14 protein-coding genes are annotated in these 14,920 nt (G+C 55.5%); 9 read left to right on the forward strand and 5 right to left on the reverse strand.

The features are described from left to right. Positions 1-23 precede the first annotated feature (23 nt). Positions 24-1,196 (forward strand): penicillin-binding protein activator, encoded by a 1,173-nt coding sequence (locus A6F69_RS08315; RefSeq protein WP_067599772.1) that lies wholly within the window; start codon positions 24-26, stop codon positions 1,194-1,196. Between the two features lie 57 nt (positions 1,197-1,253). Further along, positions 1,254-3,230 carry a DNA topoisomerase IV subunit B gene (gene parE, locus A6F69_RS08320; RefSeq protein WP_067599774.1) on the forward strand — a complete coding sequence of 659 codons (1,977 nt, stop codon included), beginning with the start codon at positions 1,254-1,256 and terminating at the stop codon, positions 3,228-3,230. On the opposite strand, the gene A6F69_RS08325 is transcribed toward parE, so the two are convergent. Continuing rightward, positions 3,227-3,532: a putative quinol monooxygenase gene (locus A6F69_RS08325; protein WP_067599777.1), complete on the reverse strand. Its 306-nt coding sequence runs from the start codon at positions 3,530-3,532 to the stop codon at positions 3,227-3,229. The two genes, parE and A6F69_RS08325, sit on opposite strands and share 4 nt — an antisense overlap. Beyond that, on the reverse strand, positions 3,529-4,743 hold the full coding sequence (locus A6F69_RS08330; protein ID WP_067599781.1) for a bifunctional alpha/beta hydrolase/OsmC family protein: 1,215 nt from the start codon (positions 4,741-4,743) through the stop codon (positions 3,529-3,531). The genes A6F69_RS08325 and A6F69_RS08330 overlap by 4 nt, the downstream gene beginning before the upstream one ends. Before the next feature lie 168 nt (positions 4,744-4,911). Here A6F69_RS08330 and A6F69_RS08335 point away from each other — a divergent pair, with 168 nt between their 5' ends. Beyond that, complete coding sequence (locus tag A6F69_RS08335; RefSeq protein WP_067599784.1) at positions 4,912-5,772, forward strand: AAA family ATPase; 861 nt, start codon at positions 4,912-4,914, stop codon at positions 5,770-5,772. Between the two features lie 15 nt (positions 5,773-5,787). On the opposite strand, the gene A6F69_RS08340 is transcribed toward A6F69_RS08335, so the two are convergent. Further along, positions 5,788-7,188 carry a methyl-accepting chemotaxis protein gene (locus A6F69_RS08340; RefSeq protein WP_067599787.1) on the reverse strand — a complete coding sequence of 467 codons (1,401 nt, stop codon included), beginning with the start codon at positions 7,186-7,188 and terminating at the stop codon, positions 5,788-5,790. Between the two features lie 129 nt (positions 7,189-7,317). On the opposite strand from A6F69_RS08340, the gene A6F69_RS08345 reads away from it, so the two are divergent. Then, positions 7,318-8,502, forward strand: a complete 1,185-nt coding sequence (locus tag A6F69_RS08345) for a vWA domain-containing protein (RefSeq protein ID WP_067599791.1) — start codon at positions 7,318-7,320, stop codon at positions 8,500-8,502. Between the two features lie 91 nt (positions 8,503-8,593). Continuing rightward, on the forward strand, positions 8,594-9,010 hold the full coding sequence (locus A6F69_RS08350; protein ID WP_067599794.1) for a hypothetical protein: 417 nt from the start codon (positions 8,594-8,596) through the stop codon (positions 9,008-9,010). A 57-nt stretch (positions 9,011-9,067) separates the two neighbouring features. Here the strand turns inward: A6F69_RS08350 and A6F69_RS08355 are convergent, their stop codons facing one another. Beyond that, positions 9,068-10,276, reverse strand: a complete 1,209-nt coding sequence (locus A6F69_RS08355; RefSeq protein ID WP_067599797.1) for an exo-beta-N-acetylmuramidase NamZ family protein — start codon at positions 10,274-10,276, stop codon at positions 9,068-9,070. After that, positions 10,273-10,794 (reverse strand): DOMON domain-containing protein, encoded by a 522-nt coding sequence (locus tag A6F69_RS08360; RefSeq protein WP_067599800.1) that lies wholly within the window; start codon positions 10,792-10,794, stop codon positions 10,273-10,275. Before A6F69_RS08360 ends, A6F69_RS08355 begins: the two co-directional genes overlap by 4 nt. An 81-nt stretch (positions 10,795-10,875) precedes the next feature. Between A6F69_RS08360 and tyrS the strand changes: the two genes are divergently transcribed. The 4 genes from tyrS to cysK all read left to right on the forward strand — a co-directional run bounded on the left by tyrS (position 10,876) and on the right by cysK (position 14,904). Next, the gene (gene tyrS, locus A6F69_RS08365; RefSeq protein ID WP_067599802.1) at positions 10,876-12,105 is read left to right on the forward strand and encodes a tyrosine--tRNA ligase; all 1,230 of its coding nucleotides are present in this window, start codon (positions 10,876-10,878) and stop codon (positions 12,103-12,105) included. 149 nt (positions 12,106-12,254) lie between these two features. Next, positions 12,255-12,593 (forward strand): PilZ domain-containing protein, encoded by a 339-nt coding sequence (locus tag A6F69_RS08370; protein ID WP_067599805.1) that lies wholly within the window; start codon positions 12,255-12,257, stop codon positions 12,591-12,593. A gap of 169 nt (positions 12,594-12,762) precedes the next feature. After that, positions 12,763-13,983 (forward strand): MFS transporter, encoded by a 1,221-nt coding sequence (locus A6F69_RS08375; protein WP_067602836.1) that lies wholly within the window; start codon positions 12,763-12,765, stop codon positions 13,981-13,983. After that, positions 13,984-14,904, forward strand: a complete 921-nt coding sequence (gene cysK / locus A6F69_RS08380) for a cysteine synthase A (RefSeq protein WP_067599808.1) — start codon at positions 13,984-13,986, stop codon at positions 14,902-14,904. It begins immediately after the preceding gene. Positions 14,905-14,920 lie beyond the last annotated feature (16 nt).

The raw sequence follows: 14,920 nt of genomic DNA on the forward strand, positions 1-14,920 counted from the left end.
CAGCCGAGACGGGGTCGGCAAGTATGAAGCGTGGATTGTTCAGTACTCGTGGTATTATTGTAGCTGCGGCGGCGTTGTTTCTGGCAGGCTGTCAGGTCATTCCGAAGACGGGGCCTGACACGACTACAGCACCTGTAGACGCTCCGACAGATGAGCCGAGCGCCGATGTATTGCCAACTGACGAGACACGCCATCGAATTGCGATTCTGGTACCTATGTCCGGGCGCAACGGCGCGGTTGGAGAATCGATCGCAAACGCTGCCAATATGGCGATTCTTGACACGAGCGCGGATAACATCCGCATCACGACCTATGACACGTCGAGCGGGGCCGCTGCTGCGGCCGCACAAGCTGTGGCAGACGGCAACCGTCTGATTCTTGGTCCGATGTTGGCCGACAACGTCGAGGCCGTACGCGGAGAGGCGGCGCGCGCAGGCATCCCGCTTATTTCGTTCTCGAACAATACCAGCGTGGCTCGCCCAGACGTCTTTGTGATGGGTCACATTCCGGAACAGTCGATCACACGTTCGGTCGCCTATGCTCGATCGCGAGGTGCTGTGAACTTTGCTGCGCTGTTGCCAAATGGCGATTACGGGGATCGCGCAGCCAGCGCCCTGGACAATGCCTTGGCAGATTATGGCGGGCTTCTGGCGCAGACGCAGCGCTACAATCGAGGGAGCAGCGCTGTTATCGGAGCGGCAACCCGCATGCGGGAGGCCGGCGGATATGACACCGTGCTGATTGCAGACGGCGTTCAATTGGCATCGCAAGCGGCCAACGCGCTGCGCGATGATGAGACTGGTACGCCGCCCAAGCTAATCGGAACCGAGCTATGGAGTGGCGAGAGTGCTGTTACACGCACAAGCGCTCTGCGAGGTGCGATTTTCTCGGCGGTATCGAACCAACGCTTTCAGCGCTTCCGTGACAGCTATCAAAATCGGTTCGGTGGCGCACCCTATCGTATTTCAACCTTGGGTTATGATGCCGTCCTTCTCACTTTGCGCGTGGCAAGAGACTGGCAAGTGGGGCGGCCGTTCCCTACACGCCAATTGACCGCAAGCGATGGTTTTCTGGGGCTCGACGGCGCTTTCCGCTTTAAGAGCAACGGAGTGATTGAGCGTGCCATGGAAGTGCGCGAAGTGCGGGAAGGAAATGTCGTTGTTGTCGACGCCGCTCCTGCCCGGTTTGAGGACTGAGCAAAACCTTTGGCCCCCGCTTGTCGCCGTGATCGCACGCGGCATATAGGCTGATTAATGTCTGACGACCTGTTTGAAAATGCGCCAGCGTCCAGCGGCGACTATGATTCCTCTTCCATTGAAGTTTTGGAGGGGCTTGAGCCTGTCCGCCGCCGCCCTGGCATGTATATCGGCGGCACGGATGACCGTGCCCTGCATCACTTGGCCGCAGAAGTTCTCGACAACTCGATGGACGAAGCGGTTGCGGGCCATGCCAACCGAATCGAGGTCCGACTGGAGAAAGGAAACCGACTTTCGATCAGCGACAACGGGCGCGGAATTCCGGTTGATGAGCACCCCAAGTTTCCGGGCAAGTCCACGCTTGAAGTGATTCTTTCGACTTTGCACTCAGGCGGCAAATTCTCAGGTAAGGCCTACGCGACTTCAGGCGGTTTGCACGGGGTTGGTGTTAGTGTTGTCAATGCGCTCAGCGAACATACGCGCGTCGAAGTTGCACGGGACAAGCAGCTCTACGCCCAAGAATTTGCCAAGGGGCAAACGCTGGGCAAGATTGAGAATCTGGGCGCGACCCCCAACCGGCGTGGAACGACCGTCACATTCAAACCTGACCCAGAGATTTTCGGTGATCGCCAGTACAAACCAGCGCGATTGTTCAAGCTCGCGCGCTCCAAAGCATATCTATTCGCTGGTGTAGAGATCCGCTGGAAATGTACACCCTCACTTGCCAGCGAAGATGTACCTGAAGAGGCGACCTTCAAATTCCCGGGCGGCCTGGCGGATCACCTGGCCGAGCAAATTGGCGCTCGCGAATGCGTGACTGCAGAAGCCTTCACCGGCAATCAGGACTTCCCTGAGGAGAAAGGTCGTGTGGAATGGGCGATTGCGTGGCCGCTCTACTCCGATGGATCAACCAGCTGGTACTGTAATACGGTCCCCACGCCAGATGGCGGTACGCATGAACAAGGCCTGCGCGCCGCTTTGACCAAGGCTCTACGAGCGTTTGGCGAGCTGACGGGACAGAAGAAGTCCAAGGACATCTCCGCGGACGACGTGATGACCGGCGCAGAGGTTATGCTGTCTGTCTTTATTCGTGACCCGCAGTTTCAGTCGCAAACGAAGGATCGTCTGACGTCGCCAGAGGCATCACGCCTTGTTGAAAACGCTGTTCGCGATCACTTCGATCATTTCCTCACCGCCAATATGGAGCGCGGCAAGGCCCTGCTGGGCAGTGTGATGGAACGCATGGATGAGCGTTTGCGGCGCAAGCAGGAACGCGAGATCAAGCGCAAGACTGCGACCAACGCCAAGAAGCTGCGTCTGCCGGGCAAATTGACCGATTGCAGCGGCGAAGGTGATCGCGAGACTGAGCTTTTCATCGTTGAAGGCGATTCTGCCGGTGGCAGTGCCAAACAGGCGCGTGATCGCAAGAGCCAGGCAATCCTGCCGATCCGTGGCAAGATCCTGAACGTCGCCAGCGCCACAGCTGACAAGATTCGCGCAAATCAAGAAATCGCCGATCTCTCGCTCGCGCTTGGGTGCGGAACACGCAAAGACTGCGATCCTGAACAGCTGCGCTATGACCGCATAATCATCATGACCGACGCGGATGTTGACGGCGCGCATATCGCGACGCTGCTGATGACATTCTTTTTCCAGGAGATGGCGCCGGTTGTACGGGCCGGTAATCTCTATCTGGCACAGCCTCCGCTCTACAAATTGAGTGCCGGGAAAGAGACGCGCTATGCCCGCGACGATGCGCATCGCGCCGAGCTGGAAGAGACGGTATTCAAGGGCAAGAAGGTGGAAGTCGGGCGGTTCAAAGGCCTTGGCGAAATGAACCCTCAGCAGCTGCGTGAGACAACAATGAACCCCGAAACGCGCTCACTGATCCGCATTACGTTGCCTGAACAGAATGAGCAGCGATTTGCGGTGAAGGAACTGGTCGATCGGCTTATGGGACGCAACCCGGAACACAGGTTCAACTTCATCCAGAACCACGCCAGCGATGTGGATCGCGACTTGATTGACGCTTAGAAAGGCGCGCCTTCTATGGTATCAGCTGCGTAAATCGCTATTTCAGGCGGCGCGCTGGCCAAGGCGGCAACCTCGCGGACGAACTCACCGGATTCCGGGACAGCAAAGTGCGCCTTGACCGCATCCATATCGCGCCATTGCTCAAAGAAGTGCATTCGGTTCGCGTCTTCTGCGTCAAGGTAACAATTGTGCGAGATGCAGCCATCTTCCGCACGTGATCTGGCGGAGTGTTCGCAACCCAGGTTGATGGCCTCATCGCGCTTCGCTGGGTCGAGCGAGACTGTTCCTGTGATTATAATCATCCCGCCGCCTCCGTATGAATATGCAAGTGCCCTTCCAGCGTGCGGTGGACCGGGCATTTGTCAGCAATTTCGATCAGCTTCGCCCGTTGTTCATCATCTAGCGAGTCACCCAAAATCTCTATCTTTCGGTTGAGCGCCTGAACTTGCACATTCTCATCCAGAATGTGGCCGCAATCCTCCGCATGGTCGCGTTCGTGGGTCACGTGGATACGCGTTCCCTCAAATGGCCATTTCTTGCGATCGGCATACATCTTCAGCGTCATCGCAGTGCACGTACCGAGCGCGGCATTGAGTAGATCGTATGGTGTCGGGCCTGTATCATCTCCGCCGTAGCTGATTGGCTCATCGGCAACGAAACGATGGCTGACGGTGTGGACTTCGGTACCAAACTTGCCATTCCCGGTCTGCACAACAACACCCTCTTCCGGCATTGGCAACGCTTCCTTTTGCGGCAAGTAGCGCCCCGCCCAGGCCGCGATCATCCGTGCCGCAAACTGGGCATCCGCTTCATTCAGCAATAAGTGGTCCGCGCCAGCAAGGCTGACGAAACTCTTGGGATGCTTTGCCGCTTCGAACAGGTTGGAAGCATGCTCCACGCCGACAGTATCATCGGTCGGTGAATGCATGATCAATAACGGAGTGCGCAGGCCTTTGATCCGTTGCACCAGATCAAATTCGCGTGTCTTGTCGAGAAAATGCTTGCTGAGTTTGAAGGGGCGACCGCCGATCGTCACATCACCCTCGCCTTCGCGTTCAATCTCGTCCAGATCACCTTTGATATTGTGGACGACATGCGGAACGTCGCTTGGCGCGCCAATGGTCGCCACCGCGGCCACCTTCTCGCGACCCAAGTCAGCTGCAGCGGCCAAAACAGCTGCACCTCCTAGGCTATGCCCCACCAGGAGTATCTGACAATCAAACCGCTCAATCAGGTACTGTGCAGAGGCGATCAGATCTTCGACATCGCTCGTAAAGCCAGCGCGGCCGAATTCACCCCCGCTCGCCCCCAGTCCCGTAAAATCGAACCTAAGTGATGCGATGCCTTCGCGCGCTAAAGCCTGTGATACCGCCCTTGCTGCCTTCGATTGCTTGGTACAGGTAAAACAATGCGCAAACACCGCCGCACCTCGAACTAGCCCCGTAGGCATCTCGAGTGCACCCGACAGCTCATGCCCCTCTGACGTCGTGATCTTCAAGCTTTCGGTTGGCATCCTGCTCTCCTTCGCGCTCGCGTTCTAACCGCATATTCGCACTTGCGCTCAAAAAGTTTCAGGTATCGCGATGACGCACCCTCGCCAATTCGATAGCTTACGCAGCGTCACCCTTGCGCGCAGCCGCGCGGTAACTTAACGCGCACGGAAAGTTTCAAAGGGATACTCATGACTGACCAGCCGCAACGTTTTGAAGGCACCAATGATTATATCGCCACCGATGATCTGAAAGTGGCCGTCGATGCAGCAGTAACGCTGCGTCGCCCGCTTCTCGTCAAGGGTGAACCGGGCACAGGAAAAACCGTGTTGGCCCATGAAATTGCAAAGGCGATTGGAGCCCCCCTGATCGAATGGAACGTCAAGTCGACCACCAAAGCGCAGCAGGGCCTTTACGAATATGACGCAGTTGCCCGCTTGCGTGATGGCCAACTGGGTGACGAGCGCGTTCATGACATCTCGAATTACATCAAGAAGGGTAAGCTGTGGGAAGCGTTTACTTCCGAACAGCTGCCCGTGCTGCTGATTGACGAGATCGACAAAGCTGACATCGAGTTTCCTAACGACCTGCTTCAGGAACTCGACCGGATGAGCTTCGATGTCTATGAGACTCACGAAACGATCAGCGCGAAAGAGCGGCCGATTGTTGTCATTACTTCGAACAATGAGAAGGAATTGCCCGACGCGTTTTTGCGCCGTTGTTTCTTCCACTACATCAAGTTCCCTGACCGGGACACAATGCGTGAGATCATCGAAGTCCATTATCCGGGCATTCAGAAGACATTGGTGACCAAAGCTATGGACATCTTTTATGAGCTTCGCGAAGTTCCCGGCCTGAAGAAAAAGCCGTCGACCAGCGAACTGCTTGACTGGCTAAAGCTGCTTCTTAACGAAGACATGCCGATGGAAGTATTGGCGGACAGCAATCCGAACAGTGCAATTCCGCCGTTGCATGGCGCGCTGCTCAAAAACGAGCAGGATGTAATGATGTTCGAGCGGCTCGCTTTTATGGCCCGGCGTAACCCGAGCTAAGGCAAACTGTTAGCTTTAGTCAAAGCTGTAAGCCAGTTCGTAGTCACCCCAACGCTCTCCGTTTATGTAGAGCGGAACATAGACGTTGCGAACAACGATGTATTTCTCTCCATCGCCCTCCTGGCGATAGACAGCCATCGTGTACGGCGCATTGCTGACCTTCGCTTTCTTGTCGACCCCGTCAAAAATGATGCGGCCATTGCGACAAAAGGCGGTGTCATGCGCCAGATTTCCGGTCGGCTGCTTCGAACGCGCAGTCAGGTGTGTTGGTAGAAATCCGTTCACATCGGTGCAGGCTGCGGCAAGCAAGCGACTATCACTAGCTTGAGCCTTGTCCAGCAATGGGCGCCAGTTCGCGTGAATCCAATTTGTCCCTACGGTCGAGAAGCGCGGCGGATTGCTGCCTTCAATCGATTGATAGTTGCGATCAAACAATGCGGCTTTGTCCACCTTGTTTTCCGCAATCGCATGCTCCGTAAACTCTACAAGTTCGCGGGCAAATGCCTGCGCTTGCTCCACCATGACGCTGTCTTCAGGTGAGAGCCCGGCATGGACGATGCTGTCAAACATATCGCTGGCAGTCAGTTCGAGTTCTTCCATCCGACGGTGAGCTCGCTGCAGCTTGTCTTCGTTGTCAGTTGCGGCCTTGTCGAAGCTGTCCAGAACATCACGCACGCTAACCACATGATCGCTGATCGTTGTGGTTGATCGTGCGATCTGGTCATTCTGCTTGTCGACCTCCTCAACCAGCTCGCCCACGCTCAGAATTGTGCTTTCGATTTGAGCGACAGACGATTTTGCCTGCCCACTGGCGCTTGACCCGGCTTCAATCCGTTCAATCACCTGTTGAGCTTCGGTTCCCAAGGCTTCGACCGTAGCGGTGATTTCCTCGGTCGCCACGCGAGTATCGTTGGCCAAGCTTTTTACCTCGCTTGCAACAACGGCGAAGGTTCGTCCCGCTTCGCCAGCACGCATTGCCTCAATGGTGGCGTTGAGCGCCAAGATATTGGTTGTTTCGGCAATATCCTCGATATCCTTCGAGCAACGACGCACCTGATCCATGGCCGCCGCAAAACTTGTCACGTGCTGCGCGAGCGCTTCGACCAGTTCGAGCACCTCATTGATCTGGCCCAGCGACGAGTGGATCAGTGTAGTGCCCTCACCCAGCCGCTCAATCGCGCGTTCGGACAGGAGCCGAGCTTCATCGCTGGCTTCTGCAACCTTGTTCTGATCTGCTTCAAGCGCGGTGACAGTGGCACGCAGGGAGTTGTGTTCCTCGCGCAGGGTTTCGGATGACTTCAAAACGGCTTCGACAATACCGGCAACGTCGGTGCAACCGACGGTTACATCGCCGCAGCTATCCGGAATCTTGTCGATTGCCGATGCTCCCGCGGTATCAATTTCGATTGGCTTCATGCCCCTGCATTCCCCACAATTATGTTCGGGGAGCTTCGGTAACTACCTATGGTTATCGTCTGGTTAAATTGACTAGGATTGTTTCAACGGGGCTGGTGGCGGCGACATAGGTGCGCTATCGCAACCTTTATGTTCTTCAATTTCGTAGATGAGTTACGCGCTGCGGGTATTTCCGCGAGCTTTAAAGAGCACCTTACTTTGTTGGAGGCGCTGGATAAGGACGTAATCGAGCAAACGCCCGAGGCCTTCTATTACCTGTCACGCGCAACCTTCGTAAAGGATGAAGGCCTGATCGACCGCTTTGATCAGGTCTTCAACAAGGTCTTCAAGGGCATCCTGTCCGATTATGGCCAGAACCCCGTTGAAATCCCCGAAGACTGGCTGAAAGCCGTTGCAGAGAAGTTCTTATCCGAAGAGGAAATGGAAAAGATCAAGTCGCTGGGGGACTGGGACGAGATCATGGGTACGCTGAAGAAGCGTCTTGAAGAGCAGCAGAAGCGCCATGAAGGTGGCAATAAATGGATCGGTACAGGCGGGACCTCTCCGTTTGGGCATTCGGGCTACAATCCCGAAGGCGTTCGTATCGGCGGTGAAAGCAAGCACAAGCGCGCAATCAAGGTTTGGGAGAAACGCGAGTTCAAGAACCTCGACAGCACCAAAGAACTGGGCACGCGCAATATCAAGATGGCGCTGCGCCGTCTGCGGCGTTTCGCGCGAGAGGGTAATCCTGATCAGCTTGATTTGGACGCAACGATTGATGGAACTGCGAAACAAGGCTGGCTCGACATTCACATGCGTCCGGAGCGGCGAAATGCGGTAAAGCTACTGCTTTTCTTGGATGTGGGCGGATCGATGGACCCATTCATCAAGCTTTGTGAAGAGTTGTTCAGCGCGGCTACCAGCGAGTTCAAAAATCTGGAATTCTTCTACTTCCACAACTGCCTGTATGAGGGTGTATGGAAGGACAACAAGCGCCGCTGGCAAGAACGCACAAAGGTTTGGGATGTGCTGCACAAGTATGGCCACGACTATAAGGTTATCTTTGTCGGTGATGCTGCAATGAGCCCGTATGAAATCACACATCCGGGCGGCAGTGTAGAGCATATGAACGAAGAAGCCGGCGCAGTCTGGATGCAACGTGTAACCAACACTTACCCAGCTACGGTTTGGCTCAATCCGGTGCCTGAAAAGCAGTGGGGTTATTCACAGAGCACAAAGATCATGAAGCAACTGGTCAATGACCGGATGTATCCTCTTACATTGGATGGGCTTGATGATGCGATGCGCGAGTTGAGCCGGAAACAGGGGCATTAAGTCGGTAGGCGCCGACTGCCAAAACTGTTGAGTTTGCAGTTTACCTCGCTGCTGCTAGATTCCTCCGATGATTTTGTGATGGGGGAAACCAATGCGTAAATTGATGATTATTGCTGCGCCGCTGGCCTTGATGGCATGTGCTGAACAAGCGGCGGAGGTTGAGGAAGAAGTGGTCGAGACCGAACCTGCTGGCATGACCACAGCTAACGGTACCGCACCTGGTACCTATGCGGTTTCAAACGATGAGGGGCCTGCGGGAACTTCAGTCTTGAACGGCGACGGTACCTATCAAGACCTTGCGGCCGACGGATCAGTAGCAGATGAGGGGACTTGGGAAGTCGTCGACGGCAAGACGTGCTTCACCTCTAACGAAGATGGTGCCGAGGCTTTGTGCTGGACTGAAAGCGAACCAGCAGAAGATGGATCGTTCACAGCCACTTCCGATGCTGGTGAAACAGTGACTGTTAGCCCGGCAGTAGTTGAAGCCGAGGGCGAGGCAGAAGAATAAGCCTCTCATATTGTTGAGTCAGAATGGGGCGGCCTAGTTGGTCGCCCCATTCATTTTTCAGTACAGAATTAGTTCTCGCACATCTGCGATCCATGTCGCCTCATCGGCTGAAGCGATAGCGTCAAGGTCGGCGGGCTTTGCGGACGGATCGTCGACCCATTTGCGCAATCCCGGCCCGCCATTAATCACATCGATGGCGAGCACGTCGTCTGTGTATTCGTATTTGAATTCTGTCCCACGCCAGAGCCGGTAGTCTGGATAGAGTCTCCGGATTGCTTTAAATGCCAGAGCTTGCAGCCGCCACGGCTTGAACTGCTGATGGTCGTAGTACGGACCTTCTGCGTGGATCATCAATGCGTTACACAGCTTCCCTGTGTGCTTATGGAAAGTTGGTTCAAACCAGCATTCACGGATCGCGCAACCCTGCATCCAATCGGGTGCAAGGTTCCTCATTTCCGCCAGCACTGCCTTTGCATCAATGTCAGGCGCACCGAACAGCACTTCCAAGGGGCGCGTGGTGCCCCTGCCCTCGCTCACTGTCGCTCCTTCGATCATTACCGTACCGGCATAGGCGCGCGCCATATTCACATTGGCGGCATTGGGTGACGGATTGATCCAGATCCGATCCGCCGGCCAGCCATGACCGCGACCATCAGGCTCCCAGCCCTGCATCTCGACTACACGATAATCGACGTCGAGATTAAAGTGGTGAATGAACCAGTGGCCCATTTCGCCCATTGTGAGGCCGTGCCGCATCGGCATGGGGGCGGCACCAACAAAGCTCTCATTGCCTGGAATCAGCAGAGTGCCTTCAACCGGCCTTCCCGCCGGGTTTGGCCTATCCAGCACCCAGACTGATTTGCCGGATTTTGCCGCTTCCTCAAGAAGATAGAGCAAAGTTGTGACAAAGGTATAGATGCGGCAGCCGAGGTCCTGAAGATCAAAAAGGAACACATCCGCAGAAGACATCATTTGCCCCGTCGGGCGGCGGACTTCTCCATAGAGCGAAAAAACAGGGATACCGAATTCTGGGTCAGTCTCGTCCGCCGTCTCGACCATGTTATCTTGTTTGTCGCCTTTAAGGCCATGCTGTGGCCCAAAGGCACTGCTCACATTCAAGCCGGCAGCGAACAGAGCATCCAAGCTATGAGTAAGATCCTGCGTGACAGACGCTGGATGCGCCACCAGCGCGACGCGTTTCCCTTCGAGTTCGGACAATAGCGACGGGTCAGCCAGCAGACGGTCGATGCCGAATTGGACGCTCATGCACCTCTCTCCACACGCAGCTTGCGACAGACGACACTGTGAAACTCCGGCTTTCCATCAGGGAATGCCAGAGCCCAGAACTGAATATTGCCATCAAGGTCTTCGACAATTGCGTTAAGCGCGACTTGTGCTGGGTCATGCAGCTCAGATGATATGTTCGCGCGCAACACCAATTCATTGGCCGAATGGGTACACGCCACCTCGATCGCCCTGACCGGGCCGTCGCGTGAATTGAGGCGGAAATCATCAAAATCATAGCAAGCCCATTTCGAAGAGGGCGACAAATTGAATTCGCGATACCAATCACCTCCGTCGGGTTGCCAGAAGATCTCAAAACAGGTTGTTTTCCATAGGAAATCTTCGCGCATCGATGCCGCATGCTCGGGCACCTTTATCTTGCCAATCTCTCCGTGGAGGCGAAACTCTGCGGTGCCGCCATCTGCAGTTGGCTCGACACTTGCCGAAACCGCTGTAATCGGGCCAGGTTTACCATCGGGATGAAGAACCAGCGTGTGCATATATTTCAGCCCTATGTCTGTGCGAACGGGCAAGCAAGAGGCTTACGTTCCGCAAAATGCATTGCTAGAGGCCTCTCCACAATGAGCACATACAAATCCGATCTTCTGAGCGTTCTGCATGAGCGCGGCTATATCCACCAGACCACCGATGCGCAGGGCTTGGACCAACTCGCCTGTGAAGGAGTGATCTCTGGTTACATAGGCTTTGACGCAACCGCCCCTTCACTGCACGTCGGCTCGCTGGTTCAGATCATGATGCTGCGCCGATTGCAGCAGGCGGGGCACAAGCCGATCGTCGTGATGGGCGGAGGCACTACCAAGATCGGCGACCCCTCTGGCAAGGACGAGAGCCGAAAGCTGCTTACAGCTGAACTCATCGACGAGAACATTGCCGGTATACGCAAAGTTTTCGAGCGTCTCTTGACCTTTGGTGATGGCCCGACGGACGCCATTATGGTCAACAATGATGAGTGGCTTAGCTCGCTTGGTTACATTGAGTTGCTGCGCGATGTTGGCCCGCATTTCACGATCAATCGCATGCTGACCTTCGATTCGGTAAAACTCCGACTTGAGCGCGAACAGCCGCTGACGTTCCTCGAATTCAACTACATGATCCTGCAGGCCTATGATTTTCTGGAGCTGGCAAGGCGCTATGAATGCCGATTGCAGATGGGCGGCAGTGACCAATGGGGCAACATCGTAAACGGTATGGAGTTGGCCCGTCGCAAAGATGGTCGAGAGCTTTTCGGAGTGACGACCCCGTTGTTGACGACTGCCGATGGAGCCAAAATGGGCAAGACCGCGGCAGGTGCGGTCTGGCTCAATGAAGAACAGCTGCCCGGATATGATTTCTGGCAATACTGGCGCAATTGCGATGACCGAGACGTCGGGCGCTTCCTGCGATTGTTCACCGATCTGCCATTGGATGAGATTGCCCGGCTCGAAGCGCTTGAAGGCGCGCAGATCAATGATGCCAAGGTCGTGCTTGCCAATGAGGTGACCACATTGGTCCGCGGCGAAGATGCCGCCAAGGCGGCGGAGGCCACCGCTGCGCAAACTTTTGCTGGTGGTGGTACCGGGGATGATTTGCCCAGCGTGGCTGTTGGACCCGAAGGGATGCGCATTGCGGCATTGCTGACAGAGATCGGCTTCACTGCTTCGAATGGCGAAGCAAAGCGGAAGATTGCCGAAGGCGCTGTACGCCTCGACGGATTGCCTATTATAGATCCAGGTACGCTGGTCGAGGTGGGTGAAGGCGATCAACGCAAGCTGAGCCTCGGTAAAAAGAAGCACGGCATTGTGACGCGTTAACCTCTGTAAACCGCTGAAATGTCATGAAGTTGTGAATGCGCTGCACGAAAATGCGACGAAAAGTGTCGAATTGATCCAATTCATCTTTACCAAATATCAGCCTTTCGCCGGCATACGACCTAGTCAGAAAAATAACTGGAGGTTGTGTTGTGAGTGCCGGAGCCAATCTGAGCGTAACTGATCTGCGTCGTGCGGCGCGTCACCCGGTAGATTTTCCGGTGATTGCCGAGCATCGCCGCTTGGGTGATATCGAGCTGCACGTAGCCAACCTGTCAGCCCATGGTTTCATGGTCGACAATGCTGATGGCCTGCAACGCGGAGATCGGGTGATCATCCGCCTGCCAGTTGTCGGACGCATTGAAGCCTATGTTATCTGGACGCGGGATGAGCGAGCGGGCTTCCAGTTCGAACGTATCGTGCGCCTGGATGATTTCTTGGCCATCATTGACGAACTTCAGCCGAACCCTCGTTTGCGCAGACTTCGTTAAAACGAACGCTTAGTTCCCGAATAGCTTTTGATATCTTGGCACGGGGCATTCGCCCTGCCATGGCGGTTGCGTGAATGAAGCAACCTCCCCCTCACCGCAAGAATTGAGCGAGCCTTCGCATCCGTTCGGCGTCGCCAACTTCCGGTATTACTGGGTCAGCCGTCTCAGTATGACCCTTGCCCAATATGCGATGCTGCTCATCATCGGTTGGCAGACGTATAACATTGCCCGCGACGACGGGATGACCATGGCCGAAGCATCAGGACAACTCGCTCTGATCGGCTTGCTACAGTTCCTGCCGCTATTTGTCCTAACGCCGTTTAGCGGGCTGGCTGCTGACCGGTTTGACCGACGCAAGCTCGGGCGCCTTACAGTGCTGCTTCAACTCGCTTGCGCGGCAATCTTGGGCTGGTTCAGCTGGAACGATGAAATTTCATTGCCAATCCTGTTTGGTGTGGCTGTGATTCTTGGCGTCGCAAGGGGCTTTGCCGGCCCCGCACTGTCTGCGCTTTCGCCAAACCTCGTCCCTAAGAATATCTTGCCAACCGCTATCGCGTTATCATCGATTTCCTGGCAGGTCGGGATGATTGCCGGACCGGCGCTGGGCGGCTTTCTCTACCGCGTCGCGCCTGCCCTACCCTATGCCGCTGCATCAGGTCTGTTTCTCGTCTCTGCCATAGCGCTCACGTTGATTGGCAAGGTCCCTCAACCGGCTGTGCGCAAAGACCAGCGTCCGATTGGCGCGATCGTTGACGGCCTGGCATATGTCGTGCGCAACAAGATGGTGCTCGGTGCGATAACGCTCGATCTGTTTGCCGTATTTCTTGCAGGTGCGACGGCACTATTTCCTGTTTATGCGAGAGATATCCTGCAGGTGGGAGAGGTTGGATTGTCCTTCCTTGCGGCCGCTCCCGCAACTGGTGCAGCGCTTACCGCGTTTTATTTCAGCTTCCGCCCTCTCAGGACAAATGTTGGTCCAAAGATGCTATGGGCAGTCGCCATATTCGGTGTTGCGACGATCATATTTGGGCTGTCGACCAACATGGCATTGAGCCTTGCTATGCTCTTCATAGTCGGAGCCGCTGATATGTTCAGTGTTTATATCCGTCAGTCGCTGATCCAGCTCCACACACCCGATGACAAGCGTGGCCGTGTATCTTCTGTCAGCCTGCTAACCATCAGCGCATCCAACGAAGGCGGTGATGCCTTTTCCGGTAGTCTGGCGTTTTTGATCGGGCCAGTGGCCGCAGTGGTTGCAGGAGGTCTCGGTGCGATTGTAACCGTTGGCCTTTGGAGTCGAATATTCCCGGTGTTGCGAACGACAAAGACATTCGATCCGCCTGAAGACGTGCTACAAGCAGAACGACAGACAAAATCCCAGGAGGCCTAGATGAAAGCCGCAAATATCCTCGAAACCATCGGAAATACGCCGCACATTCGCCTTTCGCGTATGTTCCCGGATCACGAAGTCTGGATTAAGAGTGAGCGGGCAAACCCCGGTGGATCCATCAAAGACCGTATCGCTTTGGCCATGGTTGAAGATGCAGAGGCTTCAGGTGCATTGAAGCCCGGCGGAACAATCATTGAGCCAACCAGTGGCAATACCGGTATTGGTCTGGCTATGGTCGCGGCCGTCAAGGGCTATAATCTGGTGTTGGTCATGCCTGAGAGCATGTCATTGGAGCGCCGGCGACTGATGTTGGCCTATGGCGCGACTTTCGATCTCACACCGAAAGAGAAAGGCATGAAGGGCGCGATAGAGCGCGCTCATGAGCTTGTCGCGAGTACAGACAACTCCTGGATGCCGAGCCAGTTTGACAATCCTGCGAACGTGGCGGTCCATGTGAAAACTACTGCGAAGGAGATACTGGCTGACTTCGCGGACTGCCCGATTGATGTCATGGTTACCGGGGTCGGCACTGGTGGACACCTGACTGGTTCCGCAGAGGAGTTGAAGCGCCATTGGCCGGGCATGAAGGCTTATGCGGTTGAACCTACTCTCTCGCCGGTCATCAGCGGCGGTCAGCCAGGCCCGCACCCGATCCAGGGGATTGGCGCCGGCTTCATTCCTGGGAATTTGCACACGCAAGCGATCGACGGTGCCATTCAGGTGGATCCCGAAGATGCGAAGGAGATGGCGCGGCGGGCCGCTCGGGAAGAAGGTATGTTGATTGGTATCTCTTCCGGCGCAACGTTGGCTGCAATTTCTCAGAAATTGAGTGAGCTGCCGGCCGGCGCGCGCGTTCTTGGGTTCAACTATGATACCGGCGAACGATACCTTTCAGTGCCGGATTTCTTGCCGGTCGAGTAGCACCCCCGCTGAAAAG

It is taken from the genome of Altererythrobacter ishigakiensis, assembly GCF_001663155.1.
GTDB classification, from domain to species: domain Bacteria; phylum Pseudomonadota; class Alphaproteobacteria; order Sphingomonadales; family Sphingomonadaceae; genus Erythrobacter; species Erythrobacter ishigakiensis.